The organism is Allomuricauda sp. XS_ASV26 (genome assembly GCF_041224615.1).
GTDB lineage: Bacteria > Bacteroidota > Bacteroidia > Flavobacteriales > Flavobacteriaceae > Flagellimonas > Flagellimonas alginolytica.
In genome coordinates this window covers 209,990-229,893 of the sequence record NZ_JBGFGK010000033.1, presented here as the reverse complement: position 1 = coordinate 229,893, position 19,904 = coordinate 209,990, and the positions used below count along the sequence as shown (strand labels likewise).

General features: G+C 41.0%; 19 protein-coding genes. 11 read left to right on the top strand and 8 right to left on the bottom strand.

Annotated elements, in window-relative coordinates; genetic code table 11:
- Positions 1 to 9 precede the first annotated feature (9 nt).
- From AB9K32_RS13125 to AB9K32_RS13110, 4 genes are read left to right on the top strand one after another with little or no spacing between them, the layout of a single operon-like run.
- Positions 10 to 1,311 (top strand): serine hydrolase domain-containing protein, encoded by a 1,302-nt coding sequence (locus AB9K32_RS13125; RefSeq protein ID WP_369885441.1) that lies wholly within the window; start codon positions 10 to 12, stop codon positions 1,309 to 1,311.
- A gap of 45 nt (positions 1,312 to 1,356) precedes the next feature.
- Positions 1,357 to 2,478 (top strand): CNNM domain-containing protein, encoded by a 1,122-nt coding sequence (locus AB9K32_RS13120; protein WP_369885440.1) that lies wholly within the window; start codon positions 1,357 to 1,359, stop codon positions 2,476 to 2,478.
- On the top strand, positions 2,478 to 2,948 hold the full coding sequence (locus tag AB9K32_RS13115) for a methylated-DNA--[protein]-cysteine S-methyltransferase (RefSeq protein WP_293297757.1): 471 nt from the start codon (positions 2,478 to 2,480) through the stop codon (positions 2,946 to 2,948). Before AB9K32_RS13120 ends, AB9K32_RS13115 begins: the two co-directional genes overlap by 1 nt.
- 9 nt (positions 2,949 to 2,957) lie before the next feature.
- The gene (locus tag AB9K32_RS13110) at positions 2,958 to 3,671 is read left to right on the top strand and encodes a 3'-5' exonuclease (protein ID WP_369885439.1); all 714 of its coding nucleotides are present in this window, start codon (positions 2,958 to 2,960) and stop codon (positions 3,669 to 3,671) included.
- A gap of 528 nt (positions 3,672 to 4,199) precedes the next feature.
- Here AB9K32_RS13110 and AB9K32_RS13105 read toward each other — a convergent pair.
- The gene (locus AB9K32_RS13105; RefSeq protein ID WP_369885438.1) at positions 4,200 to 6,395 is read right to left on the bottom strand and encodes a S8 family serine peptidase; all 2,196 of its coding nucleotides are present in this window, start codon (positions 6,393 to 6,395) and stop codon (positions 4,200 to 4,202) included.
- A 151-nt stretch (positions 6,396 to 6,546) separates the two neighbouring features.
- Positions 6,547 to 7,491 carry an endonuclease gene (locus tag AB9K32_RS13100; protein WP_369885437.1) on the bottom strand — a complete coding sequence of 315 codons (945 nt, stop codon included), beginning with the start codon at positions 7,489 to 7,491 and terminating at the stop codon, positions 6,547 to 6,549.
- A gap of 85 nt (positions 7,492 to 7,576) precedes the next feature.
- Between AB9K32_RS13100 and hflX the strand changes: the two genes are divergently transcribed.
- Entirely contained in the window at positions 7,577 to 8,788 is a 1,212-nt protein-coding gene (gene hflX / locus AB9K32_RS13095) for a GTPase HflX (RefSeq protein WP_369885436.1), read from the top strand.
- Between the two features lie 393 nt (positions 8,789 to 9,181).
- Positions 9,182 to 10,249, top strand: a complete 1,068-nt coding sequence (locus AB9K32_RS13090) for a PA0069 family radical SAM protein (protein WP_369885435.1) — start codon at positions 9,182 to 9,184, stop codon at positions 10,247 to 10,249.
- 217 nt (positions 10,250 to 10,466) lie between these two features.
- On the opposite strand, the gene AB9K32_RS13085 is transcribed toward AB9K32_RS13090, so the two are convergent.
- The gene (locus AB9K32_RS13085) at positions 10,467 to 11,891 is read right to left on the bottom strand and encodes a Gfo/Idh/MocA family protein (RefSeq protein WP_369885434.1); all 1,425 of its coding nucleotides are present in this window, start codon (positions 11,889 to 11,891) and stop codon (positions 10,467 to 10,469) included.
- A gap of 188 nt (positions 11,892 to 12,079) precedes the next feature.
- Between AB9K32_RS13085 and AB9K32_RS13080 the strand changes: the two genes are divergently transcribed.
- The gene (locus AB9K32_RS13080) at positions 12,080 to 13,519 is read left to right on the top strand and encodes a glycosyltransferase family 2 protein (protein WP_224835833.1); all 1,440 of its coding nucleotides are present in this window, start codon (positions 12,080 to 12,082) and stop codon (positions 13,517 to 13,519) included.
- Between the two features lie 3 nt (positions 13,520 to 13,522).
- Here AB9K32_RS13080 and AB9K32_RS13075 read toward each other — a convergent pair whose 3' ends face one another.
- From AB9K32_RS13075 to AB9K32_RS13065, 3 genes are all read right to left on the bottom strand, one after another.
- Complete coding sequence (locus tag AB9K32_RS13075) at positions 13,523 to 14,182, bottom strand: HD domain-containing protein (protein WP_369885433.1); 660 nt, start codon at positions 14,180 to 14,182, stop codon at positions 13,523 to 13,525.
- Positions 14,183 to 14,917, bottom strand: coding sequence for a lysophospholipid acyltransferase family protein (locus tag AB9K32_RS13070; protein ID WP_293297645.1), 735 nt, complete (start codon positions 14,915 to 14,917; stop codon positions 14,183 to 14,185).
- Positions 14,918 to 14,996: 79 nt separating this feature from the next.
- The gene (locus tag AB9K32_RS13065; protein ID WP_224835830.1) at positions 14,997 to 15,407 is read right to left on the bottom strand and encodes a BrxA/BrxB family bacilliredoxin; all 411 of its coding nucleotides are present in this window, start codon (positions 15,405 to 15,407) and stop codon (positions 14,997 to 14,999) included.
- A 122-nt stretch (positions 15,408 to 15,529) separates the two neighbouring features.
- On the opposite strand from AB9K32_RS13065, the gene AB9K32_RS13060 reads away from it, so the two are divergent.
- The 4 genes from AB9K32_RS13060 to AB9K32_RS13045 all read left to right on the top strand — a co-directional run bounded on the left by AB9K32_RS13060 (position 15,530) and on the right by AB9K32_RS13045 (position 19,034).
- Positions 15,530 to 16,267, top strand: a complete 738-nt coding sequence (locus AB9K32_RS13060; RefSeq protein WP_224835829.1) for a TerB family tellurite resistance protein — start codon at positions 15,530 to 15,532, stop codon at positions 16,265 to 16,267.
- Positions 16,268 to 16,279: 12 nt separating this feature from the next.
- Positions 16,280 to 16,864: a HupE/UreJ family protein gene (locus AB9K32_RS13055; protein ID WP_224835828.1), complete on the top strand. Its 585-nt coding sequence runs from the start codon at positions 16,280 to 16,282 to the stop codon at positions 16,862 to 16,864.
- An 85-nt stretch (positions 16,865 to 16,949) separates the two neighbouring features.
- On the top strand, positions 16,950 to 17,387 hold the full coding sequence (locus tag AB9K32_RS13050) for a dCMP deaminase family protein (protein WP_224835827.1): 438 nt from the start codon (positions 16,950 to 16,952) through the stop codon (positions 17,385 to 17,387).
- 15 nt (positions 17,388 to 17,402) lie between these two features.
- Positions 17,403 to 19,034 carry a S41 family peptidase gene (locus AB9K32_RS13045; protein WP_252081116.1) on the top strand — a complete coding sequence of 544 codons (1,632 nt, stop codon included), beginning with the start codon at positions 17,403 to 17,405 and terminating at the stop codon, positions 19,032 to 19,034.
- Position 19,035: 1 nt separating this feature from the next.
- Here the strand turns inward: AB9K32_RS13045 and AB9K32_RS13040 are convergent, their stop codons facing one another.
- Positions 19,036 to 19,236, bottom strand: a complete 201-nt coding sequence (locus AB9K32_RS13040; RefSeq protein WP_224835825.1) for a hypothetical protein — start codon at positions 19,234 to 19,236, stop codon at positions 19,036 to 19,038.
- 9 nt (positions 19,237 to 19,245) lie between these two features.
- Positions 19,246 to 19,830: a MarC family protein gene (locus tag AB9K32_RS13035; RefSeq protein WP_224835824.1), complete on the bottom strand. Its 585-nt coding sequence runs from the start codon at positions 19,828 to 19,830 to the stop codon at positions 19,246 to 19,248.
- Between the last annotated feature and the right edge of the window lie 74 nt (positions 19,831 to 19,904).

Sequence of the window (19,904 nt, the reverse complement as noted above, 5' to 3'; positions counted from 1 at the left end):
CTTTACCAAATGAAGAAAATATCCATTTCACTCTTGCTCATCACTTTAGTGATGCCCCTAACCTTTGCCCAACGCGAACTTATACACGCATATCCATCCAAATTAGGGTTCAACGAAGATTTCATCAATCAAAAAGTGGATTCTATTATGGAGATGGGCATCGACAGTTTGGCATTCCCCGGGGCTCAAGTTTTGGTGGCCAAAAACGATACGGTAATTTTTCACAAAGCCTATGGTTTTCACACTTATGATAAGCTGCGCCCTGTTGCCCTGAACGACATTTATGATTTGGCATCGGTAACCAAAATTACTGGGCCACTGCCAGCCCTTATGAAATTAGTGGACGAAGGCAAATTGGACCTGGACAAACCTTTCAGTACCTACTGGAAACCTTGGCAGAATATAAAAGACAAAAAAAATCTTACGCTCCGCGAAATTTTAGCGCATCAGGCAGGTCTAGAGCCATATATTGTGTTTTTGCAACAAGTGCTCCGAAAAAATGGCAAGATCAAAAAACGGTTTGTCCGCAATTCATCCAATAAAAGATTTAAGGGACAAGTGTATGATGGTCTGTACATCAATGACCGTTTTGGAAGAAAAATGAACCGACTCATTGGCCGCTCCAAAGTTTCAGATGAAAAGAAGTATAGATATTCCGGTCTCACGTTTCTTATTTTCCCTAGTTTGATCGAGCAGCTCTCGGGAATCGACTATGAGACTTATCTGGATGTAAATTTCTACCGCCCATTAGGGTGCCATACCTTAGGATATCTGCCAAAAAACAACCATTACATAAATGCAATAGTGCCAACGGAAATAGATACTCTTTTTAGAAAATCCTTGGTAAAAGGTTGGGTACACGATGAAAATGCCTCGCTTATGGGCGGTGTATCCGGCAATGCAGGATTGTTCGGTACGGCGGACGACCTTGCCAAGATCATGCTTTTTTATCAAAATTATGGTATGATGGACGGTAAGCAACTTATTTCGGCCGAGACCGTAAAAGAATTTACCCAAGTGCAGTACCCGGAAAACGAGAACCGTCGTGGTTTGGGTTTTGACAAGCCATTGTTGGACAATGCCGAGCTTGCCCTGGAGGATGCTTACCCCTCTCCTAGGGTAGGGCCTAAAAGTTTTGGGCACTCCGGATTTACCGGCACCTTTGTATGGGCGGACCCAGAAAACCAACTTACATATATTTTTCTGTCGAATCGGGTATACCCTTCCAGAAGCCATCGTCAACTGTACAATCTGAACATCCGGACAGCATTGCAGGATGTTTTTTATAAAGCTCAGGGTATAAGCCATTAAATTGATTCCGATTGCCTATCTTGGTACTAAAGATTTAGCCATTCTATGGGACTACTCATTTTTTACGCCCTCATTTCAATTTTCTTTTCATTTTTGTGCTCTATTTTGGAGGCAGTGCTACTGAGCATAACCCCTACGTTTATCAATGTAAAAAAACAAGAGGGAAAAGAATATGCAACCACTTTGGAAAGCCTTAAAAAGGACGTTGACAAGCCGCTGATCGCCATTCTTACCCTTAATACCATCGCACATACCGTGGGCGCTATTTTGGTGGGCGTACAGGCCAAAGTTGCCTACGCAGAAATGTACGGAAGTACCGAACGTAGCATTCTTGGTTTTAGACTTACCGAAGATCTTATGGTCGGGATCGTTTCTACTATTATGACGATTTTAATTCTGGTAGCTTCGGAAATAATTCCCAAGACCATTGGGGCCACTTTTTGGAAGCAATTGGCCAATTTTACGAGCAAGGCATTGAACATTATGGTGTTTATCCTAAAATGGACAGGTTTGTTATGGCTATTACAACTTTTCACCAAACTTGTAGGAGCCAAGGGAGAGCACGGAAGCATACTGAGTCGAGAAGATTTTAGTGCAATGACGGAAATTGCCGAAGAAGAAGGTGTGTTCAAGGAATCAGAATCCAAAATGATCAAAAATTTGCTCTATTTTGATGAAATCCTGGCCCGTGATGTAATGACGCCAAGAACGGTAATGAAAGTAGCATCCGAAGATACCCCGATCAAAGAGTTTTTTGAAAAGAACCGTCCCCTGCGATTTTCCAGGATTCCGTTGTATAAGGACCGTATGGACAACATTACCGGTTTCTTTTTAAAGGACGAACTATTGGAAGCCATCATCAACAAAAAAGGAAATCAGACCTTGGCCACCATCCGAAGGGATTTGCTTGTTACCAACCGGGGAAAGTCCATAAATGATCTTTTTAAAACATTTGTACAGAAACGCGAGCACATTTCTTTGGTTGTGGATGAGTATGGTTCGGTAAGTGGCTTGGTAACCATGGAAGATGTAATAGAAACTCTTCTTGGGTTCGAGATTATGGATGAAAGCGACAATGTTGAGGACCTACAAAAGCTGGCCAGAAAAAATTGGCATGCCCGCGCCAAACGGTTGGGTATTATTGAAGGTGAAGATGAGGTTGAATAATGGAGGTTGCTTATATACAAACACCTATAGGTGTAGCCGAGTTAAAAGGAGACAAGAACGGACTTGCATCGGTTACGGTTTTAAACAACAAAAAACCAATTGGTACAATACCAACGGAACTTAAGGAAGCAGCAGAGCAATTTCAACAGTATTTTAATGGAAACCGAACGGTATTTAACCTTAAGCTAAACCCATCCGGTACCCATTTTCAAAAAAAAGTATGGAATGCTCTTTTAGAAATTCCTTTTGGAAAAACCATTTCTTATTTAGAACTTTCCAAACAACTCGGTGATGTAAAGGCCATTCGTGCAGTAGCCTCGGCCAATGGCAAAAATCCACTTTGGATTGTGGTTCCTTGTCATCGAGTAATAGGAACCAATGGAGACCTCACAGGATATGCAGGTGGACTGCATAGAAAAAAATGGTTATTGGAACACGAGAGTCCTGCAAAGCAGACGACTCTTTTTTAATTAGTTGCCATGCTTTATAAACTTAACCTGGAACATATCCTTTTTTTGGATATTGAGACTGTGCCCCAACATCAACATTTCACCGATCTGGATGAAAATGGCCAACACTTGTGGGAACAAAAAACACAATATCAACGTAAGGATGAATTCACCGCTGAGGAATTTTACGGCCGGGCCGGAATTTGGGCCGAATTTGGGAAGATCATATGTATATCTGTTGGTTATTTTACCCATAAAGGAGACATAAGGAGTTTTAGGGTGACTTCCTTTTATGGTAGTGAAAACAAAATTTTAATAGAATTCAAACAACTGCTCCAAGACCATTTTAATCATGCCAAACATCTCTTGTGTGCCCACAACGGAAAGGAGTTCGATTTCCCCTATATCGCCCGCAGAATGGTAATAAACGGAATCAATCTACCCTATAAACTGGATCTTTTCGGGAAAAAGCCATGGGAAGTACCCCATTTGGATACCATGGAACTATGGAAGTTCGGTGATTACAAACATTATACCTCCCTCAAATTATTGTCGCATATTCTTGGGATACCTTCACCAAAAGAAGATATGGATGGTAGTATGGTAAAGGATGTATTTTACAAGGAGAATGATATTGATAGAATCATTGCCTATTGTGAATTGGATGTTGTGACCACTGCACAGGTGTTTTTACGCATGCGCAACGAGGAACTTTTAACGGATGATGAAATTAATAAGGTATAGGCAAATGTTCCCTTTACCATGCTAATTATATGTCTTTCCAAACGCAGTAAGGTATCTTTTTTTATCTACTAAAAAGTCTGTCATCGTCATTTCGAACTGTCAGCCTGAGCGCTGGTTATTGAGCTAAGTCGAAATGGGTCGAAGGAAGCAGGGAGAAATCTTTTTATTTTGAGATTTCTCAATCGATGCTTTGCATCTCATGTTGAAATGACCTCCGATATTACTTTTGCATACATGGTGTCCCATTAATGGGCTTTTGGTGTGTACACTTCAAAAGGTATCGCTGTCCAGAGTATAAACAGCATGACATATAATCGATAATTTCTTTGGATAGCCTTAGACCTTCTTACTACAAAAAGTCTAGTAAAATCTCTATTTGGGTTCAACATACTTCATTTCCACGATTACCTGTGGCAAACTTTCGTTCAATAGCCTACAAAAATAGAGTGACCGTTCTGTAAATCCCGATATCGATGGATGGTGGCCTTTTCAGAGCGGCAAAAGGTTATTGGCACTCCGGCCTTACCTCTAATTCTTATAAAACTTGGTACTTTTTATCCCAGAATAATCCTGAATGACCAAAACATATAGGCCGGAAGAAATTGAAGATACATTTATTGAGCCTTGGGTCTTTCCTTTTTTTATAACATTTCCGGAAGTCGTCACAATAGAGAATTCTGCATCTTTGGACAACTCACCGTTTACATTGAGGTAGTCCACGGTAGGATTGGGATAAACGGAAATGCTCAACTGCTGTGGTACGTACATAGGTGTATTCTGAATCAATACTGTTTCTATACCATTAAACTCAAATTCAATCGTTTCCGAAAATTCGGATACTGCATTCTCGGTACAAATGGAACGTACCCGTGCTTCGTATACCTTTCCCGTTTCCAGTAAATCAAGATTAAAGCTGTTTTCCCAAATCAGTTCATTGCTCCAGTTATCGGAATCAATACTTTTATATTGAAATTCGAACAATGTTTCATCGGCATTGCTCCAAGAAAGTGTAGTGCCTGCTTCCGTAGAGTTTTTAATTTCAAAACCCGTAGGAACCTCAATAGAGCAATTGGATATTTGAGCCCCGGACACGATCAAGGAAAAATCCTGGATTCCGTTTTTTAATCGCCCTTTATGGCTTACAGTGATGGTATACGTACCCTTGGCATTTTCGATTTCAATTCGTTCGAACGGGTCTACCTTGTTATCTCCCAAGGTTGCCGGGTCGTTGGCTCTGGCTGGATTAAGTTTCCAAGGAAAATAGTTCTTTCCATCTTTTGTGATACGAATATCCAAATCGTTGACCAAAGCGGCTGTTGTGCTGTTCAGGTCTCCACGGTTAATGTTTTCCGATTCTGGGTCGGTCCAAGAAATGGAAGCGATCAAAGGATGGTTTTCAAGTGCAGTTACCGTTATGGAGTAGGTTTCGCCATTGATCAAACTTTCTTCATTGACCAAGGAGGTGTAGTCTTTGTTCTGAAGCACCTCTGCCGCCGATTTGGCATTCATCACCCCCCAACCCATTTTGTAATCGGGTCCTTTGGCATCCACATCATCTGCTGTATGAAGAGCTAATCCTTTTAAGGTTGCCGCTTTCATATACTTGCCAAAAAGCTCTTCGTGGTATTGTTGCAGCAAAAGTAAAGAACCTGTTACTCCGGGTGCTGCCATGGAAGTTCCGGCGGACACTTGATAACTACTGTTGGTCGATGAGCTGGTAGATAGAATATTTCCTCCATCTCCTGCAAGGTCCGGCTTAACACGGCCATCGTCAACAGGGCCAAAACTGCTATATCCGGCCACCGATACGTTCTTTAAATTTCCTTTGTTGTCTATTTCTGTATTTGCACCGGCAATGGTCAATCCGTTTTTTGATGTTGTAAATCCCAATAAAAGATCAAAACCATCGCTGGTCTTACCAAAGTTTGGGCTAGCATTATCGTTGGATTGTCTGGCATTTCCTGCTGCGGTCACCATCAAATAATAAGGAGCATTGTACATGATCCTGTCCCAATCTTGGGTAGCTTTTATGTAAGCCCCAAAGTACCAATCTGGCACTCTGTCGGACAAAATTCCATAGGAATGGTTGCTCAACAACAGGCCATTTGCGGCAGCCTGTGCCACTTCGATCTTATCTCGGCTCCAATCGTGGCTCAAAGCCTTGGCGTTATAGGCCACACCTTTGGCATTGGGCTCTACTCCTGCAGATATAAGGTTGCCCGTTACCAAGGTGGCATGCAGACTTACTTCGGTGGAATTATCATTTTTGTATGCCCTTGTATCAAACTCTTGATGCGAGCTTAGAGCAATGCCGGAATCCCATACGCCCACTTCCATATTGCTTCCTGTAAGGCCAAGGTTCAACAGGCCATTATCGTACAAGGTATGGGCTCTCGATGTTTGGGATGCTGGGTCGTTCAATGTTGTATAAAACAAAGGAGTGCCGTCGGAGCCGATATCCTCAAGTGCTATTTGAGTGCCATCACCTTTATTTTTTGATGCAAAAAGACCTTTGGTCTTTATTAATTCTTCTATTTTTTGACGCTTATTTTGGTGCTCCGATTCAAAATCGGAAATCAAGGAAGATATTTTTCCTTGATCGTAGGAAAAACGAATCTTGTCCTTCCCGTTTTTAGATTGTGCAATTAGGGAACTCACGCTGAGTAGTGAGATACATAAAGAGAAGATAGCTCTCTTGGTCCCTAAAGGAAATCTGTAGTCCATAATTAAGTTTAGGTAAGATTTGGACTACGAATATATTAGGAAAGATGATGTACTTCGATAAAATTCCTACTTTATTCGACGAAATACACGGCTTTTTACGCCTTTTGTTGTGAAAATTAACTTTTATGTTGTGTAATTTATTTCTTACTTTTTAATTTTCTTCTAAAACAACATAAACAGGAAAGTGATCGCTATACCCTCCCAAATAACTACCTCCTGCATATGTCCTGAACGGGTTCCCCTTATACTTCCCATGCCATTCCTTTAAAAAGCGCGGCGCGAAAATTTTAGCTTCAACAAAACTATGTGTGCCAGCTTGGAAATTCAAAAAACTATGGGAAATCAATATTTGATCAAAAAGATTCCAATTTCCCCTATAGTTAGCACTGCCTGTTTTTGGGGACAGTAATTTATTCATAGGGTTTATAAATCGACCCGTTTCCATCAAGGTTTGTATACTTTCCGAACGTGGATCATCGTTAAAATCCCCCATTATGATAATGTTATCGGAATCCCCTTGCATTATTTCCAATTTATCCAGAATTGTGTTTGCGGCTTTGACTCTTTTGAAGTTGGTTTCATCTGCGCCCTCCCTTCGGGACGGCCAATGATTTACGAAAACATGGATTTCCTCCTGGTGAAGTACCCCTTTAACATATAAAATATCTCGCGTAAAATCCCTTTCCCCGTTAGTGTTATCTACGATCAAAGGAATGGTTTGAGCATCCAATACCTTAAAATGTTGTTTGTGGTAAACCAAAGCCGTATCGATTCCCCGTTCGTCCGGTGAATCAAAATGGATAACATCATAGGCAGTATTCTTTAATTTATAGGCATGTAATATTTTTTCGACCACAAACTTGTTCTCTACTTCGGCCATACCGATTAAAACCGGGGGGTGGACACTCTCCTTTCTTCCAATTTTTGAAATGGCTTTCGCAATCCGTTTTACCTTTTTGCCAAATTTATGCTCATCCCACTTTCGAAAACCTTTTGGTGTAAAATCATCATCCAACAAATAGGGATCGTCCTTGGTGTCAAAAAAATTCTCAAGGTTATAAAAAGCGATGGTGTACCTATTCTTCTTTTTTAGCAATTTTTATTGATTGTTACTGTTCAAAAGCGAATGTACAAAAACAGCTTCCAAAACATTATGTAGATTTGCAATCTAAACCCATTTAATGCTAGAAAAGAAGACTATAGAATATGAAAAGGCGGTGCTGATCGGTGTAATGAACCAGCACCAGAACGAGGAAAAGGTAAAAGAGTATTTGGACGAACTCGAATTTTTGACCTACACTGCAGGAGGTGAGGTCGCAAAACGATTTGTACAAAAAGTCGATGTGCCCAATCCCAAAACATATATTGGAAGTGGAAAAATGGAAGAGGTTCAGAGTTTTGTTAAGGAGAACGAAATCGGCTCTGTTATTTTTGATGATGAACTCTCGCCCGCACAACAGAACAATATTGAAAAGCTGTTGCGCTGCAAAGTGCTGGACAGAACCAGCCTTATTCTGGACATATTTGCCCAAAGGGCAAAAACAAGCTACGCCAGAACCCAAGTGGAATTGGCCCAATATGAATATTTGTTGCCTAGGCTTACAGGTCTTTGGACACACTTGGAAAGGCAGCGAGGGGGTATAGGAATGCGTGGCCCCGGTGAAACGGAAATTGAAACGGATAGGCGTATTGTTCGCGACCGAATTGCTTTGCTCAAAAAGAAACTTGCCAAAATAGACCGCCAAATGGAAACCCAACGTGGTAACCGAGGCTCTTTGGTCCGTGTAGCTTTGGTCGGGTACACCAATGTAGGGAAATCCACTTTAATGAACGTGATCAGCAAGAGCGATGTGTTCGCGGAGAACAAGCTTTTTGCCACTTTGGATACTACCGTTCGAAAAGTGGTCTTGGGCAACCTTCCTTTTTTGCTGAGTGATACAGTTGGGTTTATACGAAAATTACCCACCCAATTGGTGGAGAGTTTCAAGAGTACGTTGGACGAGGTTCGCGAAGCCGATCTATTACTTCATGTGGTAGATATATCGCATCCTAATTTTGAAGATCATATCAGCTCGGTAACCCAGATTTTGGACGAGATAGAAAGTTCCGACAAGGCTACCATTATGGTCTTTAACAAAATAGACCAATATAGCCCGGAAACAATAGAAGAAGATGACCTTGTAACCGAACGGACCACTGCACATTTCACCCTGGAGGAATGGAAAAATACTTATTTTAACAAATTGGGCGACAAGGTTCTGTTTATTTCTGCGCTTAACAAGGAGAACATGGACGAATTCAGAAAACGAGTGTACCATGCCGTAAGGGATATCCATGTGACCCGCTTTCCGTACAACAACTTTTTGTACCCGGAGCATTTGGATGAGTTTTAGGGCAAACGGACGTTCGGCCCGTTTTTTCGATAAACTACATAGGTGAGGCAGGTTCACCACAATTTCAGTGCCCTACACAACAAAAATTTAGAAACTGACCACCGGCGGTATACTTTCACCATGTTTTTAAGTCATTTTAGTGTCATGCACAGATCTTATGGATCTTAACCTACTTAGACCTTGGTCTTAAGAACATGGAAAAATATTTTTTCACCCCACAAAAAAGCCCTCTTTATCGAGGGCTTTTTTTGTGTCAAGTGATTAAAATATTATCTCCCAGACCATTGCTAAAGTCTTTTATTGGTCTGGGCATAAGAGTAGGTCCTCATAAATTTTTGAACAAGAAAATAAAGGAAATAATCCATATATTTGGAATAAATCCAAATACTGTAAATGGGAAATTTTCTGAAAGGGAGAGGAGCACAACAAAATACCGATAACAGGTTTTTACAACATGTGTACGAAACGCGGGAAGATTTTTTGGAATTCTGTAGGTTGGAAGGGGAGGTGGCCGACCATAATAAAACAACTTATGTGCCCATTTTTCCAAAGACCATCGTCAATAAAGTGGACAGCCCGGATGTTGGTATGCAATATTCCATGAATCCTTATCAAGGATGTGAGCATGGTTGTGTGTATTGCTATGCCCGAAATACACATGAATTTTGGGGCTATAGTGCTGGATTGGATTTTGAACGTAACATACTCATAAAAAAAGCAGCTCCGGAACTGTTGGAAGAAAAGATCAAGCGTAGAAAATGGAAGGCAAGCACTATTGTTATGTCAGGGAACACCGATTGCTACCAACCAGCAGAACAAGAATATGAGTTAACTCGGAAATGCCTTGAGGTGTTCTTAAAATATCGCCATCCGGTCGGGATCATTACAAAGAATGCATTGGTTTTGCGGGATTTGGACATTTTAAAGGAGTTGAACAGTTATAATTTGATCGGCGTAAATATCTCCGTAACCTCATTGTCGGAAAAAATAAGACGAACACTGGAACCCAGAACGGCATCTATCCAAAAAAGACTCAAAACGATCGAAGCTTTATCGAAAAACAATATCCCGGTTAATGCGATGTTGGCACCAATTATTCCCGGAATAAATTCACATGAACTCTTGCCCTTGGCGAAGACTGTGGCGGAGCATGGTGCACTTTCTTTTGGTTTAACAGTGGTGCGGCTCAATGGAGCCATTGGACAAATATTTGAGGATTGGATCAGAAAGACCATGCCCGATCGAGCGGAAAAAGTGCTGCACCAGATAAAAGATTGTCATGGGAGATCGTTGAATGATAGCCGTTTTGGTTCTAGAATGAAAGGGGAAGGTAAAATTGCTCATCAAATCCACGAAATGGCACATTTGGCCAGACGGCGTTATTTTAATGGAAGAACTTTTCCAAAATTGAATATGGAACTTCATGAGCAGTATAAAGATGGGCAAATGAAATTGTTTTAGCTTCAATTGGAATATCACCGATTAGCAAGACATATTTGCTATTTTGATAAGAGGAACAACGTGAAGATTGAGAAACCCATTCTGCCTAAGAATTATCGCGCATTCTACTTTCGGCTCAAAATGAATAAGAATTTGAAAGATAGTATAGTGCATGAGCATGCAAGAACATGAAAAAAAGAAATGGCCCATTTAGGGCCATTTTCAATATAAATAAAGCTTATTTTAATTCCCAGCCTTCGCGGTACTCTCTGGTGACCCACTCGTTGGCTTTGTCATAGTTGGTGATTCTCATGTTCTCCCCATCCCATTTCAATTTCCTTCTTCCTGGTGAGTTATATGGATTCCAGTCCCTGGGCGTTTTTCCTTCCTGCAGCTCTTTGTATTGATAGGCTTTAACGGCCAAGTTGCCCATTAAAACTGTTTCTGTCAACTTGCCGGCCTTATCAAAGTTGGATGAGGTGGGCGTACCATTTTGGCACCCATCCACAAAATTGGCAATATGTCCATCCATTCCACCTGGAACCCTAGGGTATTTAGGAGATGGGGCTTTGTATAGATCCATCATATCCGAAGGCAATAATCGGGCATTTCGTGAATATGTATCACATACCAAAATACCTTTTTCACCATACATTACGGTACCGCCTCCGCTATCTCCGATGGTTTCACCATCTTTTAATTCGTCCGGTAGGTTTGGTTTAAGTCCGCCATCGTACCAGTTTAACGCGATATCACCATGCTCTTCGTGCTCAAACTTAAGATGTATTTTGGATGATGGAGGGCAAGAATGACTGTAATCCGCTTCCACAAAATCATCCACCCAAACAGTGGTGCAACTAGCTTCTGCTTCAATCGGGTAACCAAGGTCCAGAACACTGAAAGGGGTTTCCATAATATGGCAGCCCATATCGCCCAAAGCACCAGTACCAAAATCCCAAAAACCTCTCCATTTAAATGGGAGGTAAGCATTGTTATAATCCCGCATTGCCGCAGGGCCTAACCAGAGGTCCCAATCCAATTCTTTGGGAATGCGGTCTTTCTTTGTGGGCATGGGCACTCCTTGCGGCCAAACAGGACGGTTGGTCCAACAATCAATAGTATGTACCTTTCCAATAATACCGGATTCTACCCATTCCCGGGCAATCCTGCTATCGTCGCTGGAAGCACCTTGGTTTCCCATTTGGGTAACAATGCCATTTTCCTTGGCAACTTGGGTCATTAATCTGGCTTCGTGAATATTGTGCGTTAAAGGTTTTTCTACATAGGCATGCTTTTTTTCGCGCATAAGGGGCAATGCAATGCTGGCATGTGTATGGTCGGGGGTAGCGACCATAATGGCATCAATGTCGTTAAGGTGCTTGTCAAAAACTTTGCGAAAATCTTTAAAGCGCTTTACATCCGGGAACTGTTCGTAGGTTTGCGCGGCACGGCGGTCGTCAACATCACAAAAAGCCACAAATTTTACACGGCCGGTATTGTGTAACCCGTTGATTACGCCATTACCCCTTCCTCCAACACCAAAACCGGCAACATACAGAGTGTCACTAGGGGCAACATGTGTTTTCCCCAAGACATGGCTGGGTACAATGGAAAAAGCGGCCGAAGCAGCTGCAGCATTTTTTATGAACTTTCTTCTTTGCATTTTGTTTAGTTTGATTTTATGAAATTCCAAGATACAAAAAACTCGTGGAGCACAATCTCAAATTTCTTTTGGGTCGATGCTCCCTTTTGTTAGGATTAAGACACGATTACGTTAAAGTATTTTTAAATCCGATCTAAAAACACATTTGATTCGTAAATGATTAAAACACTGCATACAATTCAAATTTTATGAAGAACACTACCTCGAATCAACAGAAAAAAAGTTCCTTTTTTAAAACTACCTTGAACACCCTAAAACAGATCAACCTTTTCTCTAGCATACGTAAATTCTTCCATACTGCGGACGCATGGGGTGTTTTTGTAATGGGAAGCACTTTTGTGCTAATGCTCGGGTCTGCCTATCTCGTATATATTTTACAAGGTGACTTTGAACAGTTCAACATGGAGCGGATGGAAAATAGCTTAGGACTGACCTTTATGATCATTGCTGCGGCATTGTTTGTTTTCAAGACAAGTTTCTTTTTGTATACCGTTTATAGATATTTTAAGTATAAACCGATTTCTTCCGTTTCGGATGAGGAGCTGCCTACCTGTACCGTAATTGTGCCCGCTTACAACGAAGGCAAGCAGGTCTATCACACTTTGATAAGTCTTGCCGAAAGTGATTTCCCTATGGAGAAACTCGAGCTTTTGGCCATAGATGATGGTAGTCAGGACGATACATGGGAATGGATACAAGAAGCAAAAAAAGAGCTTGGGAACAGTGTGTCCATTTATAAACAGCCAAAAAACAAAGGAAAAAGGCATGCACTCTATCGTGGGTTTAATGAAGGTAAGGGAGAGATTTTTGTGACTGTGGACAGTGATTCGATTGTAAAATCGGATACGCTTCGAAATTTAGTGAGTCCATTCGTAACCAATCCCGAGTGTGGCGCTGTCGCAGGTAACATCCGAGTGCTGAACAACGAAAAAGCATTGTTGCCAAAAATGTTGGACGTAAGTTTTGTTTTGAGTTTTGAGTTTGTACGCTCAGCGGAGAGCAGCCTAAATTCGGTTTTGTGTACTCCTGGGGCGTTGGCCGCCTACAGAAGTTCAGCAGTATTTGCCTGTTTGCCCGATTGGATCAACCAAACCTTTATGGGAAAACCTTCCGATATTGGGGAAGATCGAGCTATGACAAACATGATCCTGAAACAAGGACACCATGTGTTGTTCCAAAGGAATGCATACTGTTACACCAATGTTCCAGAACAATATAAAGGACTGTACAAAATGTTCATTAGGTGGGGAAGGAGCAATGTTAGGGAAAATATAGAAATGTCCAAGTACGTGTTCAAAAATTTCCGAAAAGGGCCTAAAACAGGTACAAGGTTGTTGTTTACAAGTCAGTTTTTAAGGATCATAATGAGTTATCCGTTCTTGATCTTTATGTTATTCTTTATACTAACCCATCCGCTATTATTTATTAGTTCAACATTGGTAAGTATTATGGTATTGACCTCGTTTCCCGTATTTTTCTATGCTAAACGCTACGAGCTTTCCGAATCGTTCTGGGCTTATTCCTATAGCATACTATACACCTTTGGTCTATTTTGGATTACACCCTATGCCATCGCTACCGCTAACAAAAGGGGTTGGTTAACACGTGGACTATCCAATAAAAAATAAAATTTATTTAAAAATACCAGCTTCTCTATAAAATTGCTCAAGAAAGTACTCCATAAATCGGTGTCTTTCTTGAGCTATTTTTTTGCCTGTTGTAGTATTCATTGTATCCTTTAGCAACAGTAATTTTTCGTAAAAATGGTTAATTGTTGGGGCATTGGAATTTTTGTACTCCTCTTTGCTCATTTGTAAATTGGGGGGAATCTCTGGATTATAAAGTTCACGGTTTTTAAATCCACCATAATTAAAAGCCCTGGCAATACCTATGGCACCAATAGCGTCCAACCTGTCTGCATCTTGTACAATTTGGAGCTCTTTGGATGTAAACGAAGCCCCATTGTTATCTAAACTGTTCTTAAAGGACATATGCTTTATAATGTTGACCACATGCTCAATAATTTCTTTATCAACAGATTGGGATTCCAAGAACTCTCTCGCCTTGGAGGGGCCAATATTTTCATTGCCGTTATGGAACTTTGGGTCGGCAATATCATGGAGTAGTGCAGCTAGTTGAACCACAAGCGAATTGGCACTTTCCTGTTTTAAAATCGATTTTGATGTATTGAAAACACGTTCAATATGGAACCAATCGTGACCTCCTTCTGCATTTTGAAGCTCTTTTTTTACAAAATCAATGGTGCTTTGAACTAGTTGGTCATTCTTCATCTAATGTGTATTTACTCCCGAAACAATTTGTTTTTCTATTTGGGCGATCAGTTCATCGGCATTCCCTTTGTTCTCCATTGGCGGGTGTACATCAAACGTAAGATGAGAGCCCAGTCCCATCGGAAATTTTCCGTATCGCAACAGTTTCCAAGAATTGTTTATGCTCACGGGCACGATCAATGCGGAAGGTGCGTTCTTCAACATTACCTTGAGCCCAGTGGTCCTAAAAGGTTTTGGCACCCCGTTTCTACTTCGGGTCCCTTCAGGAAAAATAACAGCACTTCGGTTATTTTCCTCGATATACTTGGCCAACTTTTGAAGCTCGGCAATGGACTGCTTAGGATCTTTTCTATCTATAAGTGCCGAACCACCGTGCCTTAAGTTATAGGATACACTGGGGATTCCTTTTCCCAATTCAATCTTGCTCACAAACTTGGGGTGGAATTTACGCATGTACCAGATAATAGGAGGAATATCGTACATGCTCTGATGATTGGTAACAATGATCAGGGGTCTGCTTTTAGGAAGATCTTGTTTGTTCCTAAAACTATAACGCGTGCCCAGAACATTTGTGCAACGCATTATAAACCAATTTAATATGGAAACGCTGCCCTTATGGGCATTATATCCGAAAATATTTAAACATACCCATTGTATGGGATGAAAAATAACAAGGACCAGACCAAAAAGGATAAAGAAAACAATGGTTAGGGGGTACGATAACAGTTTTAGCACGTTTGCACAGGTATTGGTTGATGTAAAAATAAGAAACCACCCTAAAAGGGTGGTCTTTCCATATCTTATTTACTTGATTTTAGCAAAATTCGTTATAGGCTTCCATCAAATTTTCGGCAATAAGTTCTGCAGGTCTTCCTTCAATATGGTGTCTTTCGATCATGTGTACCAATTCACCATCTTTGAAAAGGGCCATGCTGGGTGAAGAGGGAGGAAACGGGACCATGTGGTTTCTTGCCGTAGCAACTGCCTCCATATCGACCCCGGCAAAAACAGTGACCAAATTATTCGGTGTTTTGCTGTTTTGAAGGCTCAACTTGGCCGCAGGTCTTGCGTTGGCCGCGGCACAACCACAAACCGAGTTTACCACGACCAAGGTGGTGCCATCCTTTTTTAGGGCATTTTCAACAGCTTCGCTGGTATGTAGTTCTTCGAACCCGGCTCCTGCCAAGTCTTCGCGCATAGGTTTTACCAATTCTTCTGGATACATAGACTTCTTTTTGATTATGTTACAAAGATACGGTATTGTCAGGTTTTTTTCATCACCCTTAACATTGCTTAAAGCTTTGTTTACTTATCAAACCCCTATCTTTGCGCTTTAATTTTTGAAGTATGATCAAGTGGATAGCCGCTTTTCTTGGTTATTTTTTATTCAGATTTCCCGGTGCGGTATTGGGGTTTATAGTAGGGAGCTTTTTGGACAACTTTGGTGGTTCTGGCAATAGAACACGCACAGTTTTTGAAAATGTGACCAGACAATCGGTTTCTCCTGCCGATTTTGAATTGAACCTATTATCTCTTTGTTCCATTATAATTAAAGCCGATGGACAGGTAAACCAGAGAGAATTGGATTACGTAAGGCAGTATTTTTTGAGCACGTACGGAAAAGAGAAAGCAAATGCTATCTTTAGAACGTTCAACCAAGTAATTAAAAAAAGGGAGATATCCGCTGAGCGCATTTGCAGCTTTATGGTACAGCGTACCAGATATGAAGTGCGGTTGCAACTGCTGCATTTTTTGTTCGGTATAGCCCAATCCGATGGGCAGGTAAGTAAGGCAGAGGCACAAAAACTTAAAGAGATTGCAAGATATTTGCGTGTCGGCCAACACGATTTTGAAAGTATAATGGCCATGTTCATTAAATCGGCCGATACCGCATACAAAATTTTGGAAATTGAAAAAACCGCCACCGATGATGAGGTAAAGAAAGCTTACCGGACGATGGCGAAAAAATATCATCCGGACCGGGTGGTCACGGAAAATGAGGCCATACGAAAAGGCGCCGAAGAGAAGTTTAAAGAAGTACAAAAAGCCTACGAAACCATCCAAAAGGAAAGAGGACTATCTTAATCAATTATAAACATGGACGAATTTTTATTTTATACCAAATTAGGTCTTGAGCACGTCTTGGATTTTGGGGCATACGACCATATTTTGTTTCTATCGGCCCTAGCAGTGCCGTTCACATTCAAATATTGGAAACGCGTATTGATTTTGGCTACCATTTTTACCATTGCGCACTGTACATCTTTGGCTTTATCGGTGTATGAGGTTATGACCGTGGATGTTGGTCTTATCGAATTTTTGATTCCGGTTACGATTTTGCTAACAGCCCTCTTCAATTTTGCCTATGTGTATCGCGAAGCACTCGATGTAGGTATTTTTCTTCATGTTTTGGCAACGGCATTCTTTGGTTTGATCCATGGGTTCGGGTTTTCCAACTACTTTAAAATGCTAATGGCAGAGGAAGAGGACAAAATTACACCATTGTTGGGGTTTGCCACAGGTATAGAACTTTCGCAGGTAACCATAATTTTAGTGGTACTGGCCATTGCATATGCTGTTTTAAATCTCTTTAAAGTAAAAAGGCGCATATATATTGCCATTGCGTCAATTTTGATCATAGCCATCACAATACCTTTGTTGATTGCTACGTTCCCCATGTAGGGCCAAAGTTAAATTTAATCGAATAAGGTTGTAAAGGTCTTTTAAAGCAGGTATATTTAATTAATTATCAGCGTTTTTTGGATAAATGAAGGCGAGCAAGCAAGAAAAATACGATAAGGCCTATTTACGGATGGCCCAAGAATGGGGCAAATTGTCTTACTGTAAAAGAAGGCAGGTAGGTGCCATAATCGTTAAGGACAGGATGATCATTTCCGACGGTTACAACGGTACACCTACTGGATTTGAAAATTTTTGCGAAGACGATGAAGGGTACACAAAATGGTACGTGCTCCATGCCGAGGCCAACGCCATACTTAAAGTAGCCTCTTCTACACAGTCTTGCGAAGGCGCCACATTGTACATTACACTCTCACCTTGCAGGGAATGTAGTAAGCTTGTGCACCAAGCTGGCATAAAACGTGTGGTATACCAGAATGCCTACAAAGACGATTCTGGATTAAAGTTTCTGGAAAGGGCAGGCGTAGAAATTGTTCATTTGCCCATCCTGGAAGAAATGGTTTAATACCATAATTGCTATATGAAAAAGATCAAAGGATATATTTGGCCTACCTTACTTGCCTTGGCAGTTGCCATTGGCATTTTTATAGGCGGTAAACTGCATTTTAACGACTCCCCGGAAAAACTATTTTCCACAAACTCCAAAAAAGACAAGCTCAATCGACTTATCGACTATATCGATTACGAATATGTGGACGATGTGGATACCGATAGTATTGTAGATGTAACCGTAAACAATATTTTGGGGAAATTGGACCCACATTCCGTTTACATTCCAAAGGACGAAATGAAAGACGTTGCCGAAAGCATGAAGGGAGACTTCGCGGGAATAGGAGTAAGCTTTTATATGTTTCGGGATACCATCACTGTGATCAGGACCATAAAAAATGGACCAAGTTATATAAGTGGCATAAAACCAGGTGACCGTATTTTAATGGCGGACATGGATACACTTTACGGTAGAAGAATTGCCAACGATGATGTGGTGTCCACCCTAAAGGGAAAAATAGGCACCAAAGTGAACTTAAAGGTCTTTCGAAAAACAGAAAATAAAATGTTGGAGGTCCCGGTAGTTCGGGATCGTGTGCCTATACGAAGTGTAGATGCCTATTATATGCTCACCAAGGACATGGGTTATATTAAGATCAATCGTTTTGCAGAATCCACGTTCGATGAGTTTAAAGATGCCCTTAGAAAATTAAAACTACGAGGAGCCGAAAAGTTGACCTTGGACCTTAGGGACAATCCCGGAGGATATTTGGGGATAGCCGAAAAATTGGCCGATGAATTTCTGGGAGAGGATAAACTGATCCTGTTCACCAAGAACAAAAAAGGCAAGGTCAAGAAAGCGTATGCCACAAAAAAAGGAGAGTTTCAGGATAGACAAGTGTATGTGCTCATCAATGAGCGTTCGGCATCTGCCAGTGAAATTATTGCCGGTGCCCTACAGGATAACGACATAGGCACCATAGTGGGGCGGCGTTCGTTCGGAAAGGGGCTGGTGCAACGGGAAATGGATTTAGGTGATGGTTCGGCCGTTAGGTTAACTGTTTCTCGCTATTATACCCCCACGGGAAGATCTATTCAAAAATCATACAAAAAGGGTAATCACGACTACTATAAAACATTTATGGACCGCTACTCCAGTGGGGAACTAGTATCTGCGGATAGCATAAAAGTGGCCGATTCTTTAAAATTTGTTACCCCAAAAGGGAAAGTGGTCTATGGGGGAGGCGGTATAATCCCAGATGTTTTTGTTCCAATTGGGACCAACCAGGAAGAGGCCATAGAAAGTATGGACGATACCTATCAGTTTTTTGCCCGTTTTGTGTTCGAGCATTTGGAAGAGGATAGAACAATTTATGATGATTATACCCAAAATAGTTTCTTGGATGAATTTAAAGTAGATGATATCTTGTTCGACAAGTTTATCCAATTTGTGCTCGATCGCAAGATCAAACTAGATTTTTACGCTTACGAGGATAAGATAAAATCGTATTTAAAGGCCAATATTGCCGAGCAATTGTACTCTCCCAATCTTTCCGCACAGATCAAGGGCGAACACGACGCAATGCTACTAAAAGTAAGGGCTTTGGACGAAGCTACTTCAATAGGTCCATCGCAAATCGGAGCGGTAGGGGTTAAGCCCTAACTTATTTTTTTAGCTTGTTATCAATCTTTTTGGAGGTCATAAAGATCAACATTAGAATTATTGCGCACAAAGAAGCCACAATACCGATCAGGGCAACAGTGCTGTCACCCTTTAGTGGGTTCTCAAAATCTACCATGGTCACGTTGTAGGCAATAAGCCCCAACGCGATTATTATTATAACAATAGCAAAAGTCCTGTTCATATCAATATTTTACGCACTGTGGGTCATCAACTCGTTAATATTGGCAGCGAATAGCTTTACTGCAATGGCCATTAGAATAACACCGAACACCTTTCGGATAATATTAAGGCCATTTTTGCCCAATATGCGTTCTATTTTTGCACTCGATTTTAAAACGATGTACACAAAGATAACGTTTATAACAATGGCAATTATTATATTCTCTACATGATATTCCGCCCGTAGGGACAATATGGAGGTCAATGTACCGGCCCCGGCAATTAAGGGGAATGCAATGGGTACAATGGAAGCTGTTTCCGGCTCATCATCTTTGTAAAGGGTAATTCCCAAGATCATTTCTATGGCAAGGAAAAATATAATAAATGCACCTGCCACGGCGAACGAGTTTACATCTATACCAATCAAGGATAGTATACTCTCGCCAACAAATAAAAACGCGATCATAATACAAGTTGCCACAATCGAAGCTTTTTCCGATTGTACATGGCCTACCTTGTTCCGCAAGGATAAAATAATGGGAATACTGCCCAATATATCGATTACGGCGAACAATACCATTCCTGCGGTCGCAATTTCCTTAAGGTCAAAATTCATGGCGTTAATTTTTTCGGACGGCAAATTTACGGTTAAAAATTACTTTTGGACTACATAAAAGTGTTTATAAATCA

What these genes read in the sequence shown, in the direction of transcription:
- AB9K32_RS13125 (WP_369885441.1), top strand. Translation starts at nt 10, where the DNA reads ATGAAGAAAATATCCATTTCACTCTTGCTCATCACTTTAGTGATGCCC.
- AB9K32_RS13120 (WP_369885440.1), top strand. Translation starts at nt 1,357, where the DNA reads ATGGGACTACTCATTTTTTACGCCCTCATTTCAATTTTCTTTTCATTT.
- AB9K32_RS13115 (WP_293297757.1), top strand. Translation starts at nt 2,478, where the DNA reads ATGGAGGTTGCTTATATACAAACACCTATAGGTGTAGCCGAGTTAAAA.
- AB9K32_RS13110 (WP_369885439.1), top strand. Translation starts at nt 2,958, where the DNA reads ATGCTTTATAAACTTAACCTGGAACATATCCTTTTTTTGGATATTGAG.
- AB9K32_RS13105 (WP_369885438.1), bottom strand. Translation starts at nt 6,395, where the DNA reads ATGGACTACAGATTTCCTTTAGGGACCAAGAGAGCTATCTTCTCTTTA.
- hflX (WP_369885436.1), top strand. Translation starts at nt 7,577, where the DNA reads ATGCTAGAAAAGAAGACTATAGAATATGAAAAGGCGGTGCTGATCGGT.
- AB9K32_RS13090 (WP_369885435.1), top strand. Translation starts at nt 9,182, where the DNA reads ATGGGAAATTTTCTGAAAGGGAGAGGAGCACAACAAAATACCGATAAC.
- AB9K32_RS13085 (WP_369885434.1), bottom strand. Translation starts at nt 11,891, where the DNA reads ATGCAAAGAAGAAAGTTCATAAAAAATGCTGCAGCTGCTTCGGCCGCT.
- AB9K32_RS13080 (WP_224835833.1), top strand. Translation starts at nt 12,080, where the DNA reads ATGAAGAACACTACCTCGAATCAACAGAAAAAAAGTTCCTTTTTTAAA.
- AB9K32_RS13075 (WP_369885433.1), bottom strand. Translation starts at nt 14,182, where the DNA reads ATGAAGAATGACCAACTAGTTCAAAGCACCATTGATTTTGTAAAAAAA.
- AB9K32_RS13065 (WP_224835830.1), bottom strand. Translation starts at nt 15,407, where the DNA reads ATGTATCCAGAAGAATTGGTAAAACCTATGCGCGAAGACTTGGCAGGA.
- AB9K32_RS13060 (WP_224835829.1), top strand. Translation starts at nt 15,530, where the DNA reads ATGATCAAGTGGATAGCCGCTTTTCTTGGTTATTTTTTATTCAGATTT.
- AB9K32_RS13055 (WP_224835828.1), top strand. Translation starts at nt 16,280, where the DNA reads ATGGACGAATTTTTATTTTATACCAAATTAGGTCTTGAGCACGTCTTG.
- AB9K32_RS13050 (WP_224835827.1), top strand. Translation starts at nt 16,950, where the DNA reads ATGAAGGCGAGCAAGCAAGAAAAATACGATAAGGCCTATTTACGGATG.
- AB9K32_RS13045 (WP_252081116.1), top strand. Translation starts at nt 17,403, where the DNA reads ATGAAAAAGATCAAAGGATATATTTGGCCTACCTTACTTGCCTTGGCA.
- AB9K32_RS13040 (WP_224835825.1), bottom strand. Translation starts at nt 19,236, where the DNA reads ATGAACAGGACTTTTGCTATTGTTATAATAATAATCGCGTTGGGGCTT.
- AB9K32_RS13035 (WP_224835824.1), bottom strand. Translation starts at nt 19,830, where the DNA reads ATGAATTTTGACCTTAAGGAAATTGCGACCGCAGGAATGGTATTGTTC.